This is a genomic window from Telluria antibiotica, assembly GCF_011682055.1.
Taxonomy (GTDB): domain Bacteria; phylum Pseudomonadota; class Gammaproteobacteria; order Burkholderiales; family Burkholderiaceae_D; genus Telluria; species Telluria antibiotica.
The window spans coordinates 1-24136 of the sequence record NZ_JAAQOM010000030.1 but is presented as its reverse complement, the minus strand read 5'-3'; the positions used below and the strand labels follow the sequence as shown (position 1 = coordinate 24136).

The 24136-nt window shown below is 66.5% G+C and carries 18 protein-coding genes; 16 read left to right on the top strand and 2 right to left on the bottom strand.

Translation table 11 applies throughout. The features are described 5' to 3' along the window. Window positions 1–69 precede the first annotated feature (69 nt). From HAV22_RS30115 to HAV22_RS30085, 7 genes are all read left to right on the top strand, one after another. Complete coding sequence (locus HAV22_RS30115; RefSeq protein ID WP_229421506.1) at window positions 70–1512, top strand: carboxylesterase/lipase family protein; 1443 nt, start codon at window positions 70–72, stop codon at window positions 1510–1512. Between the two features lie 306 nt (window positions 1513–1818). Then, window positions 1819–4674, top strand: a complete 2856-nt coding sequence (locus HAV22_RS30110; RefSeq protein WP_166865324.1) for a 2-oxoglutarate dehydrogenase E1 component — start codon at window positions 1819–1821, stop codon at window positions 4672–4674. A 138-nt stretch (window positions 4675–4812) separates the two neighbouring features. Continuing rightward, entirely contained in the window at window positions 4813–6090 is a 1278-nt protein-coding gene (odhB, locus tag HAV22_RS30105; RefSeq protein WP_166865321.1) for a 2-oxoglutarate dehydrogenase complex dihydrolipoyllysine-residue succinyltransferase, read from the top strand. A gap of 64 nt (window positions 6091–6154) precedes the next feature. Continuing rightward, complete coding sequence (locus HAV22_RS30100; protein ID WP_166865371.1) at window positions 6155–6487, top strand: PspC domain-containing protein; 333 nt, start codon at window positions 6155–6157, stop codon at window positions 6485–6487. Window positions 6488–6645: 158 nt separating this feature from the next. Beyond that, complete coding sequence (gene lpdA / locus HAV22_RS30095; protein WP_166865318.1) at window positions 6646–8079, top strand: dihydrolipoyl dehydrogenase; 1434 nt, start codon at window positions 6646–6648, stop codon at window positions 8077–8079. 132 nt (window positions 8080–8211) lie between these two features. Continuing rightward, window positions 8212–9309, top strand: a complete 1098-nt coding sequence (gene zapE, locus HAV22_RS30090) for a cell division protein ZapE (protein WP_166865315.1) — start codon at window positions 8212–8214, stop codon at window positions 9307–9309. Window positions 9310–9327: 18 nt separating this feature from the next. Then, window positions 9328–10026 carry a hypothetical protein gene (locus HAV22_RS30085; RefSeq protein WP_208296441.1) on the top strand — a complete coding sequence of 233 codons (699 nt, stop codon included), beginning with the start codon at window positions 9328–9330 and terminating at the stop codon, window positions 10024–10026. Between the two features lie 135 nt (window positions 10027–10161). On the opposite strand, the gene HAV22_RS30080 is transcribed toward HAV22_RS30085, so the two are convergent. Further along, window positions 10162–10932: a PP2C family protein-serine/threonine phosphatase gene (locus HAV22_RS30080; RefSeq protein ID WP_166865312.1), complete on the bottom strand. Its 771-nt coding sequence runs from the start codon at window positions 10930–10932 to the stop codon at window positions 10162–10164. Between the two features lie 170 nt (window positions 10933–11102). Between HAV22_RS30080 and HAV22_RS30075 the strand changes: the two genes are divergently transcribed. The 9 genes from HAV22_RS30075 to rlmD all read left to right on the top strand — a co-directional run bounded on the left by HAV22_RS30075 (window position 11103) and on the right by rlmD (window position 20930). After that, window positions 11103–11303, top strand: coding sequence for a YdcH family protein (locus HAV22_RS30075; protein WP_166865309.1), 201 nt, complete (start codon window positions 11103–11105; stop codon window positions 11301–11303). Window positions 11304–11353: 50 nt separating this feature from the next. Continuing rightward, window positions 11354–13384, top strand: coding sequence for a DNA repair helicase YoaA (gene yoaA / locus HAV22_RS30070; protein ID WP_166865305.1), 2031 nt, complete (start codon window positions 11354–11356; stop codon window positions 13382–13384). Between the two features lie 305 nt (window positions 13385–13689). Then, window positions 13690–14298 carry a toll/interleukin-1 receptor domain-containing protein gene (locus tag HAV22_RS30065; RefSeq protein ID WP_166865302.1) on the top strand — a complete coding sequence of 203 codons (609 nt, stop codon included), beginning with the start codon at window positions 13690–13692 and terminating at the stop codon, window positions 14296–14298. A gap of 8 nt (window positions 14299–14306) precedes the next feature. Continuing rightward, window positions 14307–15827, top strand: coding sequence for a hypothetical protein (locus HAV22_RS30060; protein ID WP_166865299.1), 1521 nt, complete (start codon window positions 14307–14309; stop codon window positions 15825–15827). A gap of 104 nt (window positions 15828–15931) precedes the next feature. Beyond that, window positions 15932–16669, top strand: a complete 738-nt coding sequence (gene surE / locus HAV22_RS30055; protein ID WP_166865296.1) for a 5'/3'-nucleotidase SurE — start codon at window positions 15932–15934, stop codon at window positions 16667–16669. After that, the gene (locus tag HAV22_RS30050) at window positions 16666–17535 is read left to right on the top strand and encodes a protein-L-isoaspartate(D-aspartate) O-methyltransferase (protein WP_166865292.1); all 870 of its coding nucleotides are present in this window, start codon (window positions 16666–16668) and stop codon (window positions 17533–17535) included. Before surE ends, HAV22_RS30050 begins: the two co-directional genes overlap by 4 nt. A 32-nt stretch (window positions 17536–17567) precedes the next feature. Next, a complete protein-coding gene (locus HAV22_RS30045) occupies window positions 17568–18458 on the top strand; it encodes a peptidoglycan DD-metalloendopeptidase family protein (RefSeq protein WP_166865290.1) in 891 nt (296 codons plus the stop codon). Window positions 18459–18467: 9 nt separating this feature from the next. Next, window positions 18468–19481, top strand: a complete 1014-nt coding sequence (gene rpoS, locus HAV22_RS30040; RefSeq protein WP_166865287.1) for an RNA polymerase sigma factor RpoS — start codon at window positions 18468–18470, stop codon at window positions 19479–19481. A 63-nt stretch (window positions 19482–19544) separates the two neighbouring features. Then, entirely contained in the window at window positions 19545–20930 is a 1386-nt protein-coding gene (gene rlmD / locus HAV22_RS30035) for a 23S rRNA (uracil(1939)-C(5))-methyltransferase RlmD (RefSeq protein ID WP_166865285.1), read from the top strand. A 105-nt stretch (window positions 20931–21035) separates the two neighbouring features. Here the strand turns inward: rlmD and HAV22_RS30030 are convergent, their stop codons facing one another. Next, the gene (locus tag HAV22_RS30030) at window positions 21036–23684 is read right to left on the bottom strand and encodes a hybrid sensor histidine kinase/response regulator (protein WP_166865282.1); all 2649 of its coding nucleotides are present in this window, start codon (window positions 23682–23684) and stop codon (window positions 21036–21038) included. Window positions 23685–24136: the final 452 nt, after the last annotated feature.

Sequence of the window (24136 nt, the reverse complement as noted above, 5' to 3'; positions counted from 1 at the left end):
TCTCTTTAGCATCGGCCCACGTTTGCCTCATTCCCGGCCACCCATCCCCCACCAAAAAGGAGACGATCCATGCCCAGTCCACGCGCGCTGCCCCTGTTGATGTTTGCGTTATCGCCGATGTTCGCCACAGCACCGGCCCAGGCGGCCAGCGGCCCCGTCGTCGCCATCGACACGGGCGAGGTGCAGGGCGCCGTCGCGGGCGGCGTGGCCAGCTGGAAGGGCATCCCGTTCGCCGCGCCGCCTGTCGGCGTGTTGCGCTGGCGCGCGCCGCAGCCGGCCGCCGCGTGGTCCGGTGTGCGCCAGGCGCAGGCGTACGGCAACGACTGCATGCAACTGCCGTTCCCCAGCGACGCGGCGCCGCTCGGCACGCCGCCGGCCGAGGACTGCCTGTACGTGAACGTGTGGCGCCCGGCGACCGTGCGCGCGGCGCACAGGCTGCCCGTGATCGTGTGGATCTACGGCGGCGGCTTCGTCAACGGCGGTTCGTCGCCGCCGACGTACGCCGGGGCCGCGCTGGCGAAACAGGGTGTGGTGCTGGTCAGCTTCAATTACCGGCTGGGCCGCTTCGGCTTCTTCGCCCATCCACAACTGACGCAACAGGCGAACGGTGCCGGCGAGCCGCTGGGGAACTACGGCTATATGGACCAGCTGGCCGCGCTGCGCTGGGTGAAGCGCAACGTGGCGGCGTTCGGCGGCGACGCGGCCAACGTGACGATCATGGGCGAATCGGCCGGCGGCATGTCCGTCAACGCGCTGCTCGCGTCGCCGCAGGCGCGGGGCCTGTTCGCGAAGGCCGTCGTGCTGTCCGGCGGCGATGGCACGTCGCCCGACCCGGGCCTGGCGGCCGTCGAACGGATCGGCGCCAACTTCGCGGCGGCCAAGGGCATCGCCGCGGACGATCCGCACGCGCTGGACAAGCTGCGCGCGCTGCCGGCCGACCAGGTCGTCGACGGCATGAACCTGGCCAATCGCGCGCCGCAGGACCCGGCTACGTATTTCGGCCCGTTCGCGGACGGCAAGGTCGCGGTCGACACGGGCGCCGCGTTCGCGTCCGGGCGGTTCGCCAAGGTGCCCGTGATGATCGGCGCGACGAGCGCGGACATCGGCGGCAGGACCGGATTCATGGTCGCGGGCGCGCGCAGCCTGGCCGGGCGCCTCGCCGCGCACGGCGTGCCCGTGTATGCGTACCGCTTCTCGTACGTGGCGGACAGCATCGGCAAGCCCGGCGCGCAGCACGCCAGCGACATCCCGTATTTCTTCTCCACGGTCGACGTCAAGTACGGTGCCGTGGCCACGAAGAAGGACGTCGCGATGGGCCGCGCGATGAGCGCCTACCTCGTGAACTTCGCAAAGCAGGGCGATCCGAACGGCGGCGGCCTGCCGGCATGGCCGCGCTATGCGGGCGACAAGGACGTCATCATGGATTTCGCGGCGGACGGCAAGCCCGTCGCGCAGCGCGATCCGTGGGGCGCCGAGATCGACGCGACGACGGTGGCCGCGGCCGGGCGCTGACGGGAATGTCTAAACGATAATGATCGCCATCCGGCGGGGCCGCCGGGCCCCGTCACGTTGTTGTTGACAAATTGAATAAAAACGTTGGAAACCCCGAAAAACACGGCCCGGGGCCTGTCGCTTCGCTATCCTTGCGTTACAATACCGTGCGCAATTGGGCAGGTCGGCCGCATTGATTTGCCTGCAAAGTCCTTCCCCCACAACTTGATATGTAGTAAGTGCGATCCGCTAACCGGTCAGGCCGTGTCGCGGAAGGTTAGATTAACCCGCCCTAAAATCGCGAAACGCGAAGAAAGGTGAGCAAGAATGATGCAACAATATAACGCCAACTCGTACCTGTTCGGCGGTAATGCGCCGTACGTGGAAGAGTTGTACGAAGCGTACCTGAACAACCCGGGTTCCGTGCCGGACAACTGGCGCGCCTATTTCGACGCGATGCAGCACATGCCCGCCGTCGACGGTACCGCCAAGCCGGACGTGGATCACTCGTCCGTGATCGCTTCGTTCGCCGAACGCGCCAAGCAGGGCCCGATCCGCACCGTGACCGCCTCGCCGGACGCCGAGCTCGGCCGCAAGCGCGTCGCCGTGACCCAGCTGATCGCCGCCTACCGCTACCTCGGTTCGCGCTGGGCCAACCTCGACCCGCTGCAGCGCCAGGAGCGTCCGCCGATCCCGGAACTGGATCCGTCCTTCTACGGCTTCACCGAAGCCGACCTGGACACCAAGTTCAACATCAGCAACACCTACTTCGGCCAGGAAGAAGCCTCGCTGCGCGACCTGCTGAACATGTTGCGCGACACCTATTGCCGTTCCATCGGCGCAGAATTCATGTACGTCAGCGATCCGACCGAGAAGCGCTGGCTGCAGGAGAAGCTCGAGTCGATCCGCTCGACCCCGACCTTCACCGCTGAAAAGAAAAAACACATCCTCGAGCGCCTGACCGCGGCCGAAGGCCTGGAGCGCTACCTCCACACCAAGTACGTCGGCGCCAAGCGCTTCTCGCTGGAAGGCGGCGAATCGTTCATCGCCTCGATGGACGAAGTGATCCGCCGCGCCGGCGAGCACGGCGTGCAGGAAATCGTCATCGGCATGGCCCACCGCGGCCGCCTGAACGTCCTGGTCAACACGCTGGGCAAGGCCCCGTCCGACCTGTTCGAGGAATTCGAAGGCAAGCACGCCGACGACCTGCCGGCCGGCGACGTCAAATACCACCAGGGCTTCTCGAGCGACATCTCGACCCCGGGCGGCCCCGTCCACCTGTCGCTGGCGTTCAACCCGTCGCACCTGGAAATCGTCAACCCGGTCGTCGAAGGTTCGGTCAAGGCGCGCATGGAGCGCCGCGGCGACCGCCAGGGCAAGGAAGTCCTGCCGATCCTCGTGCACGGCGACGCTGCGTTCGCCGGCCAGGGCGTCGTGATGGAAACCCTGAACCTGGCGCAGACCCGCGGCTACGGCACGGGCGGCACCGTCCACATCGTCATCAACAACCAGATCGGCTTCACCACGTCCGACCCGCGCGACGCGCGCTCGACGCTGTACTGCACCGACGTCGTCAAGATGATCGAGGCACCGGTGCTGCACGTGAACGCGGACGATCCGGAAGCCGTCGTGCTGGCCTCGCAACTGGCGATGGACTACCGCACCGAGTTCCATAAAGACATCGTCGTCGACGTGATCTGCTACCGCAAGCTGGGCCACAACGAGCAGGACACCCCGGCCCTGACCCAGCCGCTGATGTACAAGAAGATCGCCAAGCACCCGGGCACCCGCAAGCTGTACGCGGACAAGCTGGCCGCGCAAGGCACCATCGCCGCCGACGGCGGCGACCAGCTCGTGGCCGAGTACCGCGCCGCGATGGACGCCGGCAAGCACACGGTCGACCCGGTCCTGACCGACTTCAAGAACAAGTACGCCGTCGACTGGGCGCCGTTCCTGAACAAGAAGTGGACCGACGCCGCCGACACCGCCGTGCCGCTGACCGAGCTGAAACGCCTGTCCCAGCGCATCACGACCGTGCCGGAAAACTTCAAGCTGCACTCGCTCGTCGAGAAAGTGCTGGCCGACCGCTCCAAGATGGGCCAGGGCGAACTGAACCTCGACTGGGGCATGGGCGAACACCTTGCCTACGCATCGCTGCTGGCCTCGGGCTACGCAGTGCGCCTGTCGGGCCAGGACGCCGGCCGCGGCACGTTCGTGCACCGCCACGCCGTGCTGCACGACCAGAACCGCGAGCGCTGGGACCAGGGCATCTACCTGCCGCTGGCCAACGTGTCGGACAACCAGGCCAACTTCACCGTCATCGACTCCGTGCTGTCGGAAGAAGCGGTGCTCGGCTTCGAATACGGCTACTCGACCGCCGAGCCGAACACGCTGACGATCTGGGAAGGCCAGTTCGGCGACTTCGTGAACGGTGCGCAGGTCGTGATCGACCAGTTCATCGCGTCGGGCGAAGTGAAGTGGGGCCGCGCGTCGGGTCTCGTCATGATGCTGCCGCACGGCTATGAAGGCCAGGGTCCGGAGCACTCGTCGGCCCGCATCGAGCGCTTCCTGCAGCTGTCCGCCGACCACAACATGCAAGTCGTGCAGCCGACGACGGCCGCGCAGATCTTCCACCTGCTGCGCCGCCAGATGGTGCGCCAGTTCCGCAAGCCGCTCGTCATCTTCACGCCGAAGTCGCTGCTGCGTAACAAGGACGCCGGCTCGCCGCTGACCGACCTGGCCAAGGGCGGCTTCCAGACCGTCATCGGCGAACTGGACGAGAAGATCGACGCCAACAAGGTCAAGCGCGTGATCGTCTGCTCGGGCAAGGTGTACTACGACCTCGTCAACGCACGCAAGACGCGCGGCACGACCGACACGGCCATCATCCGTATCGAGCAGCTGTATCCGTTCCCGCACAAGGCGTTCCAGGCCGAACTGAAGAAGTTCCCGAACGCCACCGAAGTCGTGTGGACGCAGGACGAGCCGCAGAACCAGGGCCCGTGGTTCCAGATCCAGCACAACGTGTTCGAAAGCATGGAAACCGGCCAGCGCCTGGCGTACGCCGGCCGTCCGGCTTCCGCGTCGCCTGCCGTCGGGTACACCGACAAGCACGTGGCGCAGCAGAAGGAACTGCTGGACACCGCGTTCTCGAAGTTGAAAGGGTTCGTCCTCACCAAGTGAGGACTCGTCCTCACGGGGTGAGGACGAGAGGCGCCACACGCTCGCGCGTGCGGCTTCTCACCAAATAAGCGGCGCTCATTGACCCCGCGCCGATCGCGCGGGGTTTTTTGCACAGAATACAAAAACGGAGTTTTTTAAATGGCACAAATCGAAGTCAAGGTCCCCCAATTGTCGGAATCGGTCGCCGAAGCGACCCTGCTGTCGTGGCACAAGAAAGTCGGCGAAGCCGTCTCGCGCGACGAGAACCTGATCGACATCGAGACCGACAAGGTGGTCCTGGAACTGCCGGCACCGGCTGCCGGCGTGATCGTGCAAATCATCAAGAACGACGGCGGTACCGTCGTCTCGGGTGAAGTCATCGCCATCATCGATACCGAAGCCTCGGCCGGCGTGAGCCCGCTGCAGGTCACCACCGCCCCGGCCGCCGCCGCTGAAGCCGCTCCGGCCGCCGCACCGGCCGCTGGCGCTTCGACCGCCGGAGCGCCGGCCGGCTCGAAAGGCGACGTCGCCATGCCGGCCGCCGCCAAGATCCTGGCCGACAACAACATGACGGCCGCCGATGCCACCGGCACCGGCCGTGACGGCCGCGTGACCAAGGGCGATGCTTTGGCCGCCGTCGCCAACAAGCCGGCTGTGGCCGCACCGGCACCGCTGCAGCAAGCCGCGCCGAAGGCAGCCCTGCCGCAAGTCGCTGCACCGGCCGTGAACCTGGGCGACCGTCCGGAAGAGCGCGTGCCGATGAGCCGCCTGCGCGCCCGTATCGCCGAGCGCCTGCTGCAATCGCAGTCGACCAACGCCATCCTGACGACGTTCAACGAAGTCAACATGGCGCCCGTGATGGAAATGCGCGCCAAGTACAAGGACAAGTTCGAGAAGGAACACGGCGTCAAGCTGGGCTTCATGTCGTTCTTCGTCAAGGCCGCCGTCGCCGCGCTGAAGAAGTACCCGATCCTGAACGCGTCGGTCGACGGTAACGACATCATCTACCACGGCTACTTCGACATCGGTATCGCCGTCGGGTCGCCGCGCGGCCTCGTCGTGCCGATCCTGCGCAACGCCGACCAGATGTCGATCGCCGAGATCGAGAAGAAGATCGGTGAATTCGGCCAGAAAGCCAAGGACGGCAAGTTGACGCTGGAAGACCTGACGGGCGGTACGTTCTCGATCTCGAACGGCGGCACCTTCGGCTCGATGCTGTCGACCCCGATCATCAACCCGCCGCAGTCGGCGATCCTGGGCGTGCACGCAACCAAGGACCGCGCCGTCGTGGAGAACGGCCAGATCGTCATCCGTCCGATGAACTACCTGGCGATGTCGTACGACCACCGCATCATCGACGGCCGCGAAGCCGTCCTGGGCCTGGTCGCGATGAAGGACGCGCTGGAAGATCCGGCCCGCCTGCTGCTCGACCTGTAATCACGCGCTTCGGGAAGGGCGCGCCGGCCTGGCGCGCTCGTGCTGTGTCTGATGGAAGGGAATGATGATGATCTCCGATGAAATCAAGCGTCTGCACGAGCTGCACCAGGCGGGCGCCCTGACTGACGCCGAATACGAACAGGCGAAGGCGAAGGTGTTGTCCGGCGCCTCGTCGACGGTGAACCTGAACAAGGCCGAGGGCGACTTCGCCTCCGAGCTGAACACCCTGCGCCGCTCGCGCACCGACCGCTGGCTCGGTGGCGTGTGCGGCGGCCTCGCCCGCATATCGGGTGTGGATGCGTGGGTGTGGCGGCTCGTGTTCACGCTGTTCACCGTCACGTTCGGGTTCGGCATCGTGATTTACCTGTTGTTGTGGATTTTCGTACCCGAAGAATAATTTGAACGCCTGATCGGCGTCGATGCGGTCACGTCGTAGGGTGGGCACCCCGTGCCCACGCGTGACGCATGCACGACGCGAACGTCCGCGTGGGCACAGGGGTGCCCACCCTACGGCACTCCGGCGTTCCGCGATCAGGATAAACAAGGAATCGATTCATGAGCACTGAAAAACAATTCGACGTCGTCGTGATCGGCGGCGGCCCCGGCGGCTACGTGGCCGCGATCCGCGCAGCACAGCTGGGCTTCAAGACCGCCTGCATCGACGAATGGCAGAACGCCAAGGGCGGCCCGGCACTGGGCGGCACCTGCACGAACGTCGGCTGCATCCCGTCGAAAGCACTGCTGCAATCGTCGGAACACTTCGAGCACGCGGGTCACGCGTTCGCCGAGCACGGCATCGACGTCGCCGGCCTGTCGCTGAACCTGCCCCAGATGCTCAAGCGTAAAGAGGGCGTCGTCAAGGCCAACAACGACGGCATCGTCTACCTGTTCAAGAAGAACAAGGTCACGTTCTTCCACGGCCGCGGCACGTTCGCCGGCAAGGCAGGCGAAGGCTACACGGTCAACGTGTCGGGCTCGACCACCGATTCGATCAGTGCGAAAAACGTGATCATCGCGACCGGCTCGAACGCCCGCGAACTGCCGGGTGCACCGTTCGACGAGAAAGTCATCCTGTCGAACACGGGCGCGCTGACCATCGACGCCGTCCCGGCCAAGCTGGGCGTCATCGGCGCCGGCGTGATCGGCCTGGAGATGGGGTCCGTGTGGCGCCGCGTCGGCGCCAAGGTCACCGTGCTGGAAGGCCTGCCGACGTTCCTGGGCGCGGTCGACGAGCAGATCGCCAAGGAAGCGCACAAGCTGTTCACGAAGCAGGGCCTGGACATCCAGCTGGGCGTGAAGATCAACAGCGTCACCAAGGGCGACAACGGCGTCACCGTCGACTACGCCGATGCATCCGGCGCCGCGCAGAGCGCGACGTTCGACCGCCTGATCGTCTCGATCGGCCGCGTGCCGAACACGAACGGCCTCGGCATCGAGACCGTCGGCGTGCAGCTGGACGAGCGCGGTTTCGTGGCCGTCGACGACGAATGCCGCACCAACGTCCCGGGCATCTGGGCCGTGGGCGACGTCGTGCGCGGCCCGATGCTGGCGCACAAGGCGGAAGAAGAGGGTGTCGCCGTCGCCGAGCGCATCGCCGGCCAGCACGGCCACGTCAACTTCAACACGATTCCGTGGGTGATCTACACGTCGCCGGAAATCGCGTGGGTCGGCAAGACGGAGCAGCAGCTCAAGAAGGAAGGCGTCGCCTACAAGGCCGGCACGTTCCCGTTCATGGCCAACGGCCGTGCGCGCGCGCTGGGCGACACGTCGGGCATGGTGAAATTCCTGGCCGACGCGACGACCGACGAAATCCTGGGCGTTCACATCGTGGGTCCGGTCGCGTCGGAGCTGATCTCTGAAGCCGTCGTCGCGATGGAATTCCGCGCATCGGCGGAAGACATCGCCCGCATCTGCCACGCCCACCCGTCCCTGTCCGAAGCGACCAAGGAAGCCGCGCTCGCCGTCGACAAGCGGTCGCTGAACTTCTAAGCAGCATCTGAGGCAATCGCCTCGTAGGGTGGGCACCCTGTGCCCACCAAGCGTTTGCATCACGCGGACGTTTTGGTGGGCACGGGGTGCCCACCCTACGTTAACGGCCATCCGTTTTTATTGAAGCTTTCCATGAACGTCCAAGAGTACTACCAGCACGCGCTGACCGAGCGCGGATTCAAGTCCGATCCCGCGCAGCAGCGCGCCGTCGACCGCTTGCAAGAGGCGTACGACGACTGGGTCGGGTACAAGTCGCGGCGCTCGTCCGCGTTCAAGCGCCTGATCAACCGTCCCGACGTGCCGCAGGGCGTCTACATGTGGGGCGGGGTGGGGCGCGGCAAGTCCTTCCTCATGGACAGCTTCTACTCGGTGGTGCCGGTCGTGCGCAAGACGCGCCTGCACTTCCACGAATTCATGCGCGCGGTGCACCGCCAGCTCGACGAGCTGAAAGGCATGGAAGACCCGCTGATCGAGGTCGCACGCCGCATCGCCAAGAAATACCGCCTGATCTGCTTCGACGAATTCCACGTCAGCGACGTCGCCGACGCGATGATCATGTACAACCTGCTGTCCGCGCTGTTCGAGAACGGCGTGTCGTTCGTGATGACGTCGAACTACGACCCGGACAAGCTGTACCCGGACGGCCTGCACCGCGACCGCATGCTGCCCACGATCGCCCTCATCAAGGACAGGCTGGACGTGATGAACGTGGACGCCGGCATCGACTACCGCCACCGCGCGCTGGAACAGGTGCAGGCCTACTATACGCCACTGGGCGCGGTCGCGGACCGGCTGCTCCGCGACACGTACTCGAAGGTCGCCGACACCGCGGACGAAGACCCGCGCGTGCACATCGAGCAGCGCGAGATCCGTGCGCTGCGGCGTGCCGGCGGCGTCATCTGGTTCGACTTCTCCACCTTGTGCGGCGGGCCGCGTTCGCAGAACGATTACCTGGAACTGGCGAGCCAGTTCCACACGGTGATCCTGTCGGGCGTGCCGCGCATGTCGGCCGCGATGTCGTCGGAGGCGCGCCGTTTCACGTGGCTGATCGACGTGTTCTACGACCACAAGGTCAAGCTGATCATGTCGGCCGAGGTCGAGCCGGAGCGGCTGTACACGGAGGGCGCGATGTCGAACGAGTTCCATCGCACGGTGTCGCGTATCATTGAGATGCAGTCGCGCGAATACATGCTGGCCGAGCGCCGCGGCGCCGCCGACGCGCTGGCCTGACACGATCAAAGGAACCGGATGAAAGCTGATTTCGTAACAGACACCCGCACCGTGCGCGCAGGCGCCGCGCTGCTCGCGGCCGCGCTGCTGGCGGCATGCGCCGGCCCGGACGTGGCGCCGCGCGAGGTGCCGCCGCCGCCCGTGACGTCCGTCGCCCAGGCCGACCAGCAACTGGCTGCGGTGGCCCGCGAGCGCGCGGCGATCGAGGCCCGTTTTGCCGAGCGCGAACGCGTCTGCTACGACAAGTTTTTCGTGAATAACTGCCTGGACGAAGCCAAGGAACGCCGTCGCAATGGCCTCGCGGCCCAGCGCGCGATCGAGGTGCAGGCGGAACGCTTCAAGCGCCAGGCCGTCGTCGAGGAACGCGACCGCAACCTGGCGGAAGCGGACCGCCGCTTCAAGGAACAGGAAGCAAAGCTGGCTACGGAGCCACCGAAGCCCGCTCCGGAACCCGCGCCGGCACCGCCGCCGCGCAAGCCGACCGTGGCCGACCGCAAGGCCCAGCGCGACGCGCGGCTGCGCGCGGAGCAGCAGCAGGAAGCGGCCGACGCAGGCAAGCGCGCGCAGAACGTGCGCGACTACGAGGCGCGCAAGGCGGAATCGGCGGAGCGCCAGCGCAAGGTCGCCGAGCGCAAGGCGGAGAAGGCGGCCAAGGCTGCGAAAGAGGCGAAAGCGGCCGAGGATGCGAAGGCGGCGCCGGATCCGGCCAAAAAATAACGACGTATGCGGTTTGCTGGCGTCCGCGTGGGCGGAGGGCCGCCCACCCTACGATCCAGTGAGGCGTAGGGTGGGGTGATTGATGCCGTGGGCATCGATCACGTGCCCACGCGCGCCGGCCGCGTCTCGCCGGCGTTACGCCTGCTCGAGAGTGGGCTTGACGAGCTTGACGATCGCCATGCTGCAATTCCCGCCCTTGCCGCGCGAGCGCTCGCCGGCCTTGTTGATCAGCATTTCCGACGCCTGGCGCGGGCTGGACTTCGCGATCGCCGACCCCAGTTCCGCATCCGTGAAGAAATGCCAAAGTCCGTCGGAGCACAGCAGGAACGAATCGCCCGCGCCCAGGTCCGTGCGCTGGCCGAACGTGACGAACGGTTCCTTGCGGCTGTTGCCGATGACGTTCAGCAGCAGCTTGGACTTGCGGTGGTTCTTCGCGGCGTCCAGCGGCAGGCGGTCGCTCGACACGAGGTGCTCGACATAGGCCGCGTCGCTCGTGCGCGCGAGGCATTCGCTGCCGTGGAAGTAGTACAGGCGCGAATCGCCGACGTGGGCCCAGACGGCGTCGCCGTGCGGCGTCAGCACGAGGCCGACGAAGCTGGCGTGCGCCTGTGTTTGCGTCGTGACCGCGTTCATGTTGGTGACGATGTGGGTTTCCTGCACGATGTCGCGCAGCAGGTCCTGCAGGCGCTCCACGCTGGCGCGGTCGCCCGGCTTGAATTCGTCGAACACCTGCTTGGCCGTGTGCAGGACCTGTTCCGATCCGACCGACCCGGCGATGCCGTCGGACAGCACGGCCAGCACGTGGCCGGGGGCGCGCGCGCCGGTCATCAGGGCGACCCGGTCGTTCTGCTGTGGGCGGTTACCGACGTGCTGCGCGGTTCCCGCTTCTAACTTGTATGAGGTCATAAACGTGGCTTTCCGATGCCGCCCTGCCGGACTTTGTTGGCGGCAACGACGGTGTAGTTTAAACTATGCACCGGTTTGCAGTGGAGTTGCAAGCCGTAATGACGACGCGCCCCGGGCCAGCGGGCAGTGTTCCCATCCCCTTTACGCTTAACTGTTCGGAATTGCCTACCATGATCGACGTCCAGGAGATCCAGCGCCGTATTATTGAACTCGACGTGGAACATCGCGACCTCGACGCTGTCATAGAAATGTTGACCCGCGATGGTCATGCCGACCAGTTGCAGCTGCGCCGCCTGAAGAAGCGCAAGCTGCAGTTGAAGGACCATATCACACTGCTGAAGATGCAGTTGGTGCCGGACGTTCCGGCGTAAGCTCGTCCGGCATTAGCCCTGTCGTTTCCCAGTTCACCTAGCAGTCCACCTTGACCGATTACCTTCCCCAGTCCGGCGCCGATGCCGGCGAGCCCGACGCCGCGCCGGCACCCACCGCGCCGGTCGGCAAATACGACGCCGAGGTCGAACGTATCTTCGGCGCCGGCGGTCCGCTCGCGCCCGCCGTCGGCACGTTCAAGCCGCGCGAGTCCCAGACGGAGATGGCGAAGGCGATCGCGCACGCCATCAGCGAGCAGGGCACCCTGATCGCCGAGGCCGGCACGGGCACGGGCAAGACGTTCGCCTACCTCGTCCCCGCGCTGCTGTGGGGTGGCAAGACGATCATTTCGACCGGTACCAAGAACCTGCAGGACCAGCTGTTTTCGCGCGATATCCCGACCGTGCGCGCCGCGCTGCGCGCACCGGTGTCCGTCGCGTTGCTGAAAGGCCGTTCCAACTATTTGTGCCACTATCACCTGGAACGCACGCTGTCGAACGGCCGCCTGACGTCGCGCGACGACGTGGGGCACCTGCGCGAGATCTCGCGCTTCGTCAAGATGAGCCAGTCAGGCGACAAGGCCGAGTTGACGAAGGTCCCGGAAACGGCGTCCGTGTGGAACCTCGTCACGTCCACGCGCGAGAACTGCGTCGGCCAGGAGTGCCAGTACTACCAGGACTGCTTCGTGATGAAGGCGCGCCGCGAGGCGCAGCAGGCCGACGTCGTCGTCGTCAACCACCACCTGTTCTTTGCCGACGTGGCGCTGAAGGAAGGCGGCATGGCCGAGCTGCTGCCGTCCGCGAACACGATCATCTTCGACGAGGCGCACCAGTTGCCGGAAGTGGCGACCTTGTTCTTCGGCACCACCGTGTCCACCGGGCAGGTGCTGGAACTGTGCCGCGACGTGCTGGCCGAAGGGCTCGCGCACGCGCGCGGCGGCGTGGACTGGGCCAAGGTCGTGACCGTCGTCGAGAAGGCGGCGCGCGACCTGCGCCTGACGTTTCCGGAAGGCAGCACGCGCCTGTCCCTGCCGCAGATTCCGCCCACCTCGGAATTCTTCCCGGCGCTGGAAAAGTTGAAGGAAGAACTGGCAGGCCTCATCGACGTGCTGGAAGCGCAGGCCGAGCGCGCCGAGACGATCGAGCAATGCCGCGTGCGGGCCGTCGAGCTGCTGGAACAATACAAGGCGTGGAAATCCGAGCCGAAGAAGGGCAAGGAAGTCGAGGGCGACGATGCCGTGCTGTGGGTCGAGGCGTTTTCCTCGTCGCTGCAGTTGCACAAGACGCCGCTGTCGATCGCGCCGATCTTCGCGGGCCAACGCGCGGGCACGCCGCGCAGCTGGATTTTTACGTCCGCGACCTTGGCGGTAAAAAACGACTTCAAGCATTTCAGTGCCCAGCTGGGCATGACGGGCGAACCGGCGCAGAGCTGGCCCAGCCCGTTCAACTATCAGGAGCAGGGCATCCTGTACGTGCCGACGGGCCTGCCGGAACCGAACACGTTCGGCTACACGGACGCCGTCGTCGACATGGCGCTCCCCGTCATCGAAGCGGCGGGCGGGCGCTGCTTCTTCCTGTGCACGACGATCCGCGCCGTCAATCGCGTGGCCGAACGCCTGCGCGAGGAATTCGCCGCGCGCGGCCTCGACTTTCCCTTGTTCGTGCAGGGCGAGCGGGGCCGCACGGAATTGCTGGACTCGTTCCGCAACGCGGGCAACGCCGTGCTCGTGGGCAGCCAGAGTTTCTGGGAAGGCGTGGACGTGCGCGGCGAGGCGCTGTCGCTCGTCATCATCGACAAGCTGCCGTTCGCGCCACCCGACGACCCCGTGCTCGCGGCGCGCATCGAAGTGATGGAAAAGAAGGGCATGAACGGCTTCGTCCACCACACCTTGCCGGAAGCGATCATCAACCTGAAGCAGGGCGCGGGCCGACTGATCCGCGACGTCGAGGATCGCGGCGTGCTGATGCTGTGCGATCCGCGTGTGATCAGCAAGCCGTACGGCCGCCGCGTCTGGCAGAGCCTGCCGCCGTTCCGTCGCACGCGCGTGCAGGCGGACGTCATCGAGTTCTTCAAGCAAAAGTAGGGTGGGCACCCCGTGCCCACCGATCGCCTGCGATCCCGCGAACGTCGTCGGGCCGCGGGCTTCGGAGATTCGGGGTCAGGAAATTCGGGGTCAGGGCCCTAAAAACGCAAATTCGGGCTCTGACCCCCGGTTTCGCATCGCGGGCTTCGATTCGGGGTCAGAGCCCCAAAAAGCAAGTTCGGGCTCTGCCCCCTGCGCTCACCCCTGCGCTCGGGCTCGGACCCCTGCGCTTCCACAACATGCACCATGGGTGCGTTGTTTAGAGTCTTGTAGGCCTGGCCGACGGCAGACTACAAGGGGGAGCAATGGCGATTCGTTACGGCTGCTTTTTCAGCTATGCCCATGGCCGGCATGAGCTGATGCAGCGCTTCAAGGCCACGCTGGCCGATGCACTGCGCTGCTACCTCGAACCGTATTTCGACAACGAACACGAACTGTTCATCGACACCGAACAACTGGGCGGCGGTGACGACCTCGACCGCAAGATCGCGCGCGCGCTGTGCGAAAGCGCGTGCATGGTGCTGATCTACACGCCCAAGTACGAAGCCCACGCCTACACGCGGCGCGAGTACGCCGCGATGCGCCTCATCGAAGCGGAGCGCGCCACGTGGTACACGCTGCCCAGCCAGCTGATCATTCCCGTCATCATGACGCAGCACCCCGACCGGTTGCCGCCGCAGATCAGCGAGTCCACGTTCTATGTCGACTTCTCCCGCTTCACGATGGCCACGGCCGACCTCAAGTCGAATCCCGATTTCTTGCCGGACATCGACAAGATGGTCCGGCGCATCGTCACCCATTACCAGTATCAGAAAAAAACCATGCCGCCGGGGCACGACTGCAACCAATTCGTGCTTCCCGCTGTCCCACCCGCATGGCGTGAGTTACCGGAACCTACCTTCCCCCCAAAATGAGGAGCCTTATGGAAACCAACCGCATCACCGCAGCACCGGCCGCCAGGGCCGGCGAGGTGACGACGTTTTACTCCTACGACAGCGCCCCCGTGCGCAGCCTCGCGCTGGCCCATGCCGCCTGGCTGCTCGCCGGACGCGCGCATGCGAAGAAGCCGGTGCTGATGATCGACTGGGACCTGGAAGCGCCAGGGCTCCACCATTATTTCTCCCGCGCGGACGACGGCCATGGCGGCGCCGGCCTGCTCGAGCTGTTCGAGACTTGTCGCGAGCAATTGCAAGGCAGCACAGCGGGCGACGATGCCGAGGCCCTGGCGGCGCGCGTGCTCGACGCCGTCGACTGGGACGACCATATCGTGCGCGTCGACGACAGCCGGCCGCTGTACCTGATGCGCGCCGGCCGCTTCGACGACAGCTATGGCGAACGCGTCGACCGGCTCGACTGGGACGCGCTGTTCTGCGCCTGTCCAGCCCTGTTCCGCACGTTCGCGGCCAGCGTCGCGCGGCGCTTTGCCCACGTCCTCATCGATTGCCGCAGCGGGCGCTCGGCGGCGGCCAGCGTCTGCACGGCGCTGTTGCCCGACAAGATCGTTGGCCTGTTCACACCGGACGCCCGCAGCCTCGACGGCTTGCGGGGCGTCGTCGCGCGCGCGCTCGACTACCGCTGCAGCCACGAGGACGAGCAGCGGCCGTTGCTCGTGTATCCGCTGCCTTGTCCCGTCGACGGGACGGGGGAGGCGCGGTTGCGTTGGCGCTTCGGCGACGGCGCGCGCGGCCAGGCGGGCCCGTCCGGCTACCAGGCCGCGCTGGAGCGCATGCTGGCCGAGTGCTATGGCCTGTCCGGCGTCGTGCTCGACAGCTACCTCGACGAAGTGCAGCTGCCGCAGGCCGCCGTCGTCGGCATGCCGGCGGCCGGCGGGCGAGCGCTCGCCGGCGCGTCCGACCGGCTCGGGTCGCAGCGGGCCATCGAGGCGCTGCTCGAATGGCTGGAGCCCGGCCATTTCCCGTGGCGCCCGCTGCCCGAGGTGCGGCTCGTGCAGGCGGTCGGCGCGTTGCGCGACCGCGCCGCCGATGCCGAGGCCCCGGCGCTCGTGCGCGAACTGGCCCGGCTCGCGCAATTGTATTTAGGGCAACAAAGCGAGCTGGAAGCGGCGCGCCGCATCGAGCAGCACGTGATCGCGCTGGAGCAGGGCCTGCACGCCATGGAGGAGGGCAAGCGTGGTCACCTGGCGTCGCGGCGTCCCGGCGAGCCGCCGCCGGACGCGCTCGACGACAAGCTGTCGCGCCTCCAGGAACTGATCGACAGCCGCAGCCCGCGCGAGGCGCGCGCGCTGGCCGACAGCCTGCGCTCGACGATCCTGCGGCCGAGTGTGGCGCATCCGCTACGACGACGCGGCGCCGCGATGATCAAGCAGGTTTACCTGGCGGAAGGCGACAAGGACGCCTTGCTGGCCTTTACCCTGGACGAGGTCTCGTCCCTCGAAGGCGCGCTGATCCAGGCGGCCGAAGGGCAGCCCGTGGTGACGGGCTGACCCTGCGCGCGCGCCGGTGGCCCTCGCCGGTCGCCCTGGCCGGTCGCCAATAAATGTGCATTCCGACAGGTCGATCTCGTCGTTGCTTCAGGTAAAATCGCTGCATGCGTATCCTTATCAGTAACGACGACGGCTATCTCGCCCCCGGCATCAACGCCCTGGCCGACGCGCTGGCAAAGGTCGCCGACATCGTGGTGGTCGCCCCCGACAGCAACCGTTCGGGCGCGTCCAACTCGCTGTCGCTGGACCGCCCGCTGTCGGTGTCGAAGGCTGCCAATGGGTTTTATTTTGTCAACGGCACCCCCACCGACTGCGTGCACATCGCATTGACGGGGATGCTCGACACGCGCCCGGACCTGGTCGTCTCCGGCATCAACAACGGCCAGAACATGGGCGACGACACCTTGTACTCGGGCACGGTGGCCGCGGCGACGGAAGGTTATCTGTTTGGCATCCCCGCGATTGCCTTTTCCCAGGTTCATGGGGGCTGGGCTGAAATCGATTCCGCGGCGCGAGTGGCGCGCGATATCGTGCTCCGCCGCTTCGAGATGCTCGACTCGCCGTTCTTGCTGAATGTAAATATCCCGAACCTGCCGTACGAACAGATGGGACCGCTCACACCGACGCGCCTGGGCCGGCGTCACCAGTCCGAGCCTGTCGTCCGCGGACAAGACCCGCGCGGGCGCGAGATCTTCTGGATCGGCGCGCCGGGCGCCTGCCGCGATGCCGGCGAAGGCACGGATTTCTACGCGACGGCCAAGGGCTGCGTGTCGGTGACCCCGCTCCAGGTCGACCTCACGCATCGCGACCAGCTCGACCAACTGCGGCGAGGCCTGGCATGAGCGAGAAGCGCAGCCAGTTTCCCCTGCCGCTGTCGTCCGTGACGGGTGGCAGCACGCGCAAGAACACGCCGCCGGCGCCTGTCGCGACGCCGCAGACGGCGACGCAGAATGCGCGCAACAACAGCCAGGCGCAGCCGCCGGGCGGCCAGCGCGGTGCGCAACCCGGCGCGCCGGGACAGGCGAAGCCGGCACCGGCCCAGCCGCAGCAGACGGTGGCACGGTCCGACCTCGCCGCGACGGAAGCGCCGCGCCGTGCGATGGCGGCCCGCGCCGCGCGCCAGGGCGTCAAGGATGCGCAAGTGCTGGGCGCGCTGGAAATCGTGCCGCGCCATATGTTCGTCGAGCCGGGCATGCTGGCGCAGGCGTACGTCGACATCTCGCTGCCGATCGGCCACAACCAGACGATTTCGCAGCCGTACATCGTGGCGCGCATGATCGAATTGCTGAAGGAGGGCGGCCAGCCGCTGCGCCGCGTGCTCGAGATCGGCACGGGCTGCGGTTACCAGGCCGCCGTGCTGTCGTGCGTGGCACAGGAAGTGTATTCCATCGAGCGGATCAAGCCGCTGCACGAGCTGGCGAAGGCCAACCTGCGCCCGTTGCGTATCGCCAATCTGCGCTTGCAGTACGGAGATGGTATGCTAGGGCTCCCGCAGGTGGCCCCGTTCGACGGCATTATCCTGGCGGCGGCCGGTCTCGAGGTGCCCCGTGCACTGCTCGAGCAGTTGGCCATCGGCGCCCGCCTGGTGGCGCCCGTCGGTGCTCAGGTCCAGCACCTGCAGCGCATTACCCGTACCGGCAAGGCGGAATGGACCAGCGAAACGCTGGAAGCCTGTCATTTCGTCCCGCTGCGGCCAGGCACCGCTTGAGTGCCAGAATGTTGTAAAGAATTAAAGAGAGAATGAAACCCACACCCCGCTTAGCCCTGTTGATCCTCAGTCTCGGCATCCTGTCCGCCTGCAGTACCGAGACCCGCGTAGCCCCCGTCATCGACCGACCGGCCCCGACCGCTTCCTCGTTCCGCCCGCGCCCGCAACCGGCACCGGCCGTCGAGGAGGCGAAACCGGACGCGCGCGGCACGTACACCGTGCGCCGCGGCGACACGCTGCTGCGCATCGCGCTCGACCACGGCCAGAACTACCGCGACCTCGTCGCCTGGAACAACCTGGCCGATCCGGACGACATCAAGGTCGGGCAAGTGCTGAAAGTGGCGCAGCCCGAGCGCACCGCGAACGGCGTCGTCACGTCGCCCGTCACGATGCCGGGCGTCGAGAAGGTGCCGGCCGTGCCGAAGAAGACCGAGCCGAGCGGCGCCAAGAAGCCGTACAGCGAGGCGAACCTGGCCAAGGAAGACAATCCGAAGGCGGAGAAGGTCGTCACGGCCGGCGTCACGCCGGGCACGACCGTGACCGCGAACGACGACGAGAAACTGAGCTGGATGTGGCCGTCCGACGGCAAGATCATCGCCACCTTTGACGAAGGCAAGAACAAGGGCATCGATATCGCGGGCAAGATGGGCCAGCAGGTGATGGCGGCCGGCTCCGGGAAGGTGATGTACGCGGGCAGCGGCATCCGCGGATATGGTAATCTCGTGATTGTTAAGCACAGCAACAGCCTGTTGTCGGCGTACGCACACAACCGCACCATCCTGGTCAAGGAAGGTCAGAACGTGACCAAGGGCCAGCCGATTGCTGAAATGGGCGATTCGGATGCCGACGGGGTCAAACTGCATTTCGAGATACGCCAGCAGGGCAAGCCGGTCGATCCGGCCAAGTTCCTGCCCAGTCGCTAGAGAGAGCCGATGACGCTGCCCCCCGATCCGCTGGACCACGACACGCCGGAAGACAATCCGGACGAGCCGCTGGACGACGGCGAGTTCGGGGCCGACGGCGTCGAGCGCGCCGAGATGCTGCCGGACGGCGCGGTGGTGACCGTCGCCGACACTGTCGACGAACTCAAGAGCGTGCTGCAGGCCGAGCTCTCGACCGACACCACGCAGCACTACCTGAACCGGATCGGCGCCAAGCCGCTGCTCAGCGCCGAGCAGGAAGTGCATCACGCCACCCTGGCCAAGGCGGGCGACTTCAATGCGCGCCAGAAGATGATCGAGCATAACCTCCGGCTCGTCGTCTCCATCGCCAAGCACTACATCAACCGCGGCGTCGTGCTGCTCGACCTCATCGAAGAGGGCAATATCGGGCTGATGCGCGCCATCGACAAGTTCGAGCCGGAGCGGGGCTTCCGCTTTTCCACGTACGCCACGTGGTGGATCCGCCAGAGCATCGAGCGCGCGATCATGAACCAGGCCCGCACCGTGCGGCTGCCCGTGCACATGGTGCGCGAGCTGAACCAGGTGCTGCGCGCGAAGTATCACCTGGAAGCCCAGCACCACGACGGCAAGGAAGCGAGCGCGGAAGACATCGCGAGCCTCGTCGGCCGGCCCGTGGAAGAAGTGCAGGACATCCTTGCGCTGTCCGAGCATGCGACGTCGCTCGACGCGCCCCTCGACAACGATCCGCAGAGCAGCCTGATGGACATGCTGCCGGACGAGGGCGACGTCAGCCCCGACACCCACGCGGAGCAGCACGAGATGATGGTGCTCGTGCGCGACTGGCTGCAGAAGCTGCCGGACAAGCAGCGCCTCGTCGTCATGCGCCGCTTCGGCCTCGACAATGACGATCCCGCCACGTTGGAAACGCTGGCCGAGGAGATGGGCGTGACGCGCGAGCGCGTGCGCCAGATCCAGCAGGAAGCCCTCGTCAAACTGAAGCGGGCCATGGCCGCCCGTGGCGTCGTCCGCGATTCCTTGCTATGATGCCCGGCTGGCCTGAATAGGTCTCCCGCTGTCTGGTCTTCCCGTTTTGCTTCTTCTATCCCCATGCAAGAAACCTTCATCAACATCAAATCCCTCGACATGGACGCGCGCGGCGTCGGCCACCTGGAGAACGAGGACGGCACGCCAGGCAAAGTGATCTTCGTCGAGGGCGCGCTGCCGGGCGAGCGCGTCAGCTTCGAGACGCTGCGCAAGAAGAAGAACTGGGAATCGGGCCGCATGGTCACCCTGCAGAAGCCGTCCAGCATGCGCGTCGAGCCGAAGTGCCCGCACTTCTGGCATTGCGGCGGCTGCTCGATGCAGCACCTCGAGCCGTCGGCCCAGGTCGCGATGAAGCAGCGCGTCCTGGAAGACAACCTGTGGCACATCGGGAAGACGAAGGCCGAGAACATCATGCGCCCGATGTACGGCCCCACGTGGGACTACCGCTACCGCGCGCGCCTGTCCGTGCGCTACGTGGCGAAGAAGGGCACGGTGCTGGTCGGCTTCCACGAACGGCACTCGTCGTACGTGGCCGACATGACGAGCTGCGAGATCCTGCCGGATCATCTGTCCGCCATGCTCGTGCCGCTGCGCGAGCTGGTGCGCGCGCTGTCGATCTACCAGCAGATGCCGCAGATCGAGATCGCCGTCGGCGAAGAGACGACCGTGCTCGTGCTGCGCATCATGGCGCCTTTGAGCCCCGCCGACGAGGTGCTGGTAAAAGCGTTTGCCGACGAGTGGAACATCCAGTGGTGGCTGCAGCCGAAGGGCCCGGACACGGCGGCGCCGTTCTACCCGCCGGGAAAGGAGCTGTACTACACGCTGCCCGAGTTCGGCATCAGGATGCCCTTCAAGCCGACCGATTTCACGCAAGTCAATCACCAGATCAACCGCCTGCTCGTGCACAAGGCGCTCACGCTGCTCGACGTGCAGCCGACCGATCGCGTGGCCGATCTGTTCTGCGGCCTCGGCAATTTCACCTTGCCGCTGGCGACGCAGGCGAAGGAAGTCGTCGGTATCGAAGGCAGCACGGCGCTGACGACGCGCGCGCTGGAAAACGCCCGCGCCAACGGCCTCGCCGACAAGACGACGTTCTACACGCGCAATCTGTTCGAGGTGACGAAGGACGACCTGATCGCGCTCGGCAAGTTCGACCGCATGCTCGTCGACCCGCCGCGCGACGGTGCCGTCGCGCTGGCGATCGCGCTCGCGGAACTGCGCCTGACGCATCCCGAGCTGATGCCGCAGCGGATCGTGTACGTGTCGTGCAGCCCGTCGACGCTGGCGCGCGACGCGGGCATCCTCACGCACCGCGCGGGCTATGTGCTGAAGAAGGCCGGCGTGGCGAACATGTTCCCGCACACGTCGCACGTGGAATCGATCGGCGTGTTCGAGCGCCTCGAACACTTCCAGCCGCGCGAATTCGCGGCGCCGGAAGTCGCCGAATAACGTGAACATTCGCGTGGGCGGAGGCCGCCCACCCTACGGCGTTTGACATTGCGTAGGGTGGGCACCCCGTGCCCACGCGGAGGTTTGCGACGTGCCGGCGTTACGTCATCGTTGCGCCACGCGGTCCAATAACGCGAACAGGCCAGCCGGATCCACCGGCTTCACGAAATAACTGTCGAACCCCGCATACGCCGCACTCGCCTGATCCGATTGCTGGCCATAGCCCGTGATCGCGACGAGCGTCGCGTCGCCGCACCCCGGCAGCTTGCGCAGGCGCCGCGCCAGTTCGTAGCCGTTCATGCCGGGCAGGCCGATGTCGAGCAGGAAGGCGTCGTAATGCGCCTCCGCGGCCCGCTGCAACGCGTCGCACGGGTTGTGCATCACCGTCACGTGGTGGCCGCCCGATTCCAGCAGCAGGCCCAGGGTCATGGCGGCGTCGACGTTGTCGTCCACGAGCATCAGCGACAATCCCTTCGCGGCGCCGGGCGCCGGCGTGCCGGACGCATCCGCGCCGCCGGCCGGCGCGGCCGCCGTGTGCACGCGCGGCAGGCGGATCGTGAATTCGCTGCCGTGGTTGCGGCCCTTGCTTGCCGCCGTCACCATGCCGCCATGCAGTTCCACGAGGCTTTTCACGAGCGCGAGGCCCAGGCCCAGGCCGCCCTGCGAGCGGTCGGGCGTGCGCTCGGCCTGCGAGAACAGCTCGAACACGGTGGGCAGCAGTTCGGCCGAGATGCCGATGCCGTTGTCGGACACGGAGACGAGCACCTGCTCCGGCGTGATGCCCATCCAGATCGACAGCCGGCCGTCCTCGTGCGTGTACTTGGCCGCGTTGTTCAGCAGGTTGGCGACGACCTGCACGAGGCGTTTCGGATCGCCTTCGACGATCGCGGGCTCCGTCGACAGGTGCAGCGCCAGCTGGTGGCGGCGTGCCTCGATCAGCGGGCGCACCTGTTCGACGGCGTCGCCGATCACGCGGCGCAGGTCGACCTGCTCGCGCGCCAGCACGACGAGGCCGCGCGTGACGCGCGAGACGTCGAGCAGGTCGTCGATCAGGCCCGTCATGTGCGCGACCTGGCGCGCGATGATGGCGCTCGTGCGCTCGATGCGGGCGTTGTCCGGCGGGCCCAGGGTCAACAGCTGCGCGGCGGCCGAGATCGGCGCCAGCGGGTTGCGCAGCTCGTGCGCGAGCATCGCGAGGAACTCGTCCTTGCGGCGGTCGGCCAGGCGCAGCGCGTCCTCCGCGCGCACGCGTTCGACGGCGCTCCAGGCGCGCTCGGCGACGTCCTCGATGAGGCGCACGATGTCGGCGCTCCACAGCCGGGGCAGGTTGTCGTGAATGAACAGGCACGAGGTCAGCGCGCCGTTACGGTTCAGCGGCACGACGACGGCGGACCGGATCTGCAGCGCCCCGTAGTTCGGCCAGATGTCGGCGCCGCTCGTGCGCGGGTCGCGTTGCAGGTCGCTCGACACCCACGTGGCCTGGCCCAGCGACGCGAGGTTCGCCGTGCCGAACAGGGCGGCGGGGAACGTGCCATTCAACTCGGCGACGATGCCGTCCGTGTAGTTCGAGTGGAAGGTGACGAGCTGCTTGTCGGCGTCGTAGTCGCCGTACAGCACGCGGCTCGCCTGCAGGAAGCGGCCCAGCATGGCGCCCGTCTGCGTGAAGATCTGCGCCGGGTCGTTCAGGCGGCGCAGCAGGTCGGACACTTCCAGGCGGAACTCGTTCATGTCGAGGAGCGTCGTCTGGCGTGCCACGGCGTCGCGCAAGGCCTGCTCGGCACGCACGCGGTCGAGCGCTTCCCAGCTGCGCTCGGCGATGTCGGCGGCGAGGCGTTGCGCTTCCTCGTTCCAGTCGCGCGCCTGCGTGGCGTAGCCGACGAGGGCCGCCACGAGCTGGCCGCGCCGGATCTTGGGCACGACGAGGATCGCCCGCGCGCCGGCCGCCGCATAGCGCTCCCCGCGCGCGGGCAGGCGCGGGTCGGCCATCGCGTCGCGCACGGCCAGCGGCGAGCCCGTGCGCAGCAGCGCGAGCGCCTGCGGGCCGAAATCGTCGAGGCGGGCGCGCCGGCCGATGAGCGGGGTACCCGCGTCGCGGGCCCAGTCGTGCATGACTTCGAAGCTGCCGTCGGCCTCGTCCGTTTCAACATAGCAGGCGCGTTCGAGTTCCAGGTGCTTGCCGAGCAGGGTGCACGCGCTTTCGATGATGTCGGACGGGTGGTGCAGGCGGCGCAGGCTGTCGACGACCTGCAGTTGCACGGCGTGGCGCCGTTCCAGCTGGACGCGCTGCGTCGTCTCGCTCGTCACGCACAGCATGCCGCGCACGGTGCCGGCTTCGTCGCGGACGGGGGAATACGCGAGCGTGAACCAGGCGTCGTACGGCTTGCCGTCGCGGTCGACGGGGCTCGGCACGTCCTCGCCGTACGTCGCGTGGCCGGCGAGCGCACGCTCGACGAGCGGTTTCAGGCAGGGCCAGCGGTCGGGCCAGACCTGGGCCAGCGGCCGGCCGAGCGCAGCGGGATGCGTGCCGTCGAGGAGGGGAATGAAGGCGGCGTTGTAGAGCAGCGCCAGCTGAGGACCCCATGCAACGTACATGGGGAATTCGGATTCGAGGATCAGGCTGACCGCATTGCGCAGTGCGGGACTCCACTGGTCCGGCGGGCCGAGCGGGGACGACGACCAGTCATGGACGTGGTAGCCGGCGCGGACGGCGCCTGTACTGTCGAGGAGATGAAAGTCGCGCGTCGCTGCTTCCATACTGATCGCTTCCGAGTCCGAAAGCGGTCATTCTATGCGCAAATGCATAAGCTGGAACGGCTGTGAAAAAAAATACATTTTCCGCGCGAGAAGGTCCGTTGATACCTGGAGAACAAAGTGTCTCCGAAGGACCATTTAACGCGGCAAGATGACCCAGATGCCGAGGGGATTGGGCTTAATGGCAATATCATAACGACGGCAGTGACAACGTGGCGCACGGGACGTCCATACGTCTGCCCGGGTGGCCGCGCAATGGTGGGCTCGGGGAGCCCACCCTACGGCAATCACATGGTCATGGGCTCGGAGAGTGCGCCCCACGACATTCTCCGTAACGTGAAAGAACGTATCCAAAAGACGTGCGGATGCCTGGCCGGGGTAGGCCATCAAAAATTGTGCAGCTCGCGACTCAGGCAGGTTGGTCGATCAGACCGAATTTCTTGAGAGCCTTGATC

Excerpts from the sequence above, each read along its gene's own strand:
- HAV22_RS30115 (WP_229421506.1), top strand. The coding sequence starts at position 70 with ATGCCCAGTCCACGCGCGCTGCCCCTGTTGATGTTTGCGTTATCGCCG.
- HAV22_RS30110 (WP_166865324.1), top strand. The coding sequence starts at position 1,819 with ATGATGCAACAATATAACGCCAACTCGTACCTGTTCGGCGGTAATGCG.
- odhB (WP_166865321.1), top strand. The coding sequence starts at position 4,813 with ATGGCACAAATCGAAGTCAAGGTCCCCCAATTGTCGGAATCGGTCGCC.
- HAV22_RS30100 (WP_166865371.1), top strand. The coding sequence starts at position 6,155 with ATGATGATCTCCGATGAAATCAAGCGTCTGCACGAGCTGCACCAGGCG.
- lpdA (WP_166865318.1), top strand. The coding sequence starts at position 6,646 with ATGAGCACTGAAAAACAATTCGACGTCGTCGTGATCGGCGGCGGCCCC.
- zapE (WP_166865315.1), top strand. The coding sequence starts at position 8,212 with ATGAACGTCCAAGAGTACTACCAGCACGCGCTGACCGAGCGCGGATTC.
- HAV22_RS30085 (WP_208296441.1), top strand. The coding sequence starts at position 9,328 with ATGAAAGCTGATTTCGTAACAGACACCCGCACCGTGCGCGCAGGCGCC.
- HAV22_RS30080 (WP_166865312.1), bottom strand. The coding sequence starts at position 10,932 with ATGACCTCATACAAGTTAGAAGCGGGAACCGCGCAGCACGTCGGTAAC.
- HAV22_RS30075 (WP_166865309.1), top strand. The coding sequence starts at position 11,103 with ATGATCGACGTCCAGGAGATCCAGCGCCGTATTATTGAACTCGACGTG.
- HAV22_RS30065 (WP_166865302.1), top strand. The coding sequence starts at position 13,690 with ATGGCGATTCGTTACGGCTGCTTTTTCAGCTATGCCCATGGCCGGCAT.
- HAV22_RS30060 (WP_166865299.1), top strand. The coding sequence starts at position 14,307 with ATGGAAACCAACCGCATCACCGCAGCACCGGCCGCCAGGGCCGGCGAG.
- surE (WP_166865296.1), top strand. The coding sequence starts at position 15,932 with ATGCGTATCCTTATCAGTAACGACGACGGCTATCTCGCCCCCGGCATC.
- HAV22_RS30050 (WP_166865292.1), top strand. The coding sequence starts at position 16,666 with ATGAGCGAGAAGCGCAGCCAGTTTCCCCTGCCGCTGTCGTCCGTGACG.
- HAV22_RS30045 (WP_166865290.1), top strand. The coding sequence starts at position 17,568 with ATGAAACCCACACCCCGCTTAGCCCTGTTGATCCTCAGTCTCGGCATC.
- rpoS (WP_166865287.1), top strand. The coding sequence starts at position 18,468 with ATGACGCTGCCCCCCGATCCGCTGGACCACGACACGCCGGAAGACAAT.
- rlmD (WP_166865285.1), top strand. The coding sequence starts at position 19,545 with ATGCAAGAAACCTTCATCAACATCAAATCCCTCGACATGGACGCGCGC.
- HAV22_RS30030 (WP_166865282.1), bottom strand. The coding sequence starts at position 23,684 with ATGGAAGCAGCGACGCGCGACTTTCATCTCCTCGACAGTACAGGCGCC.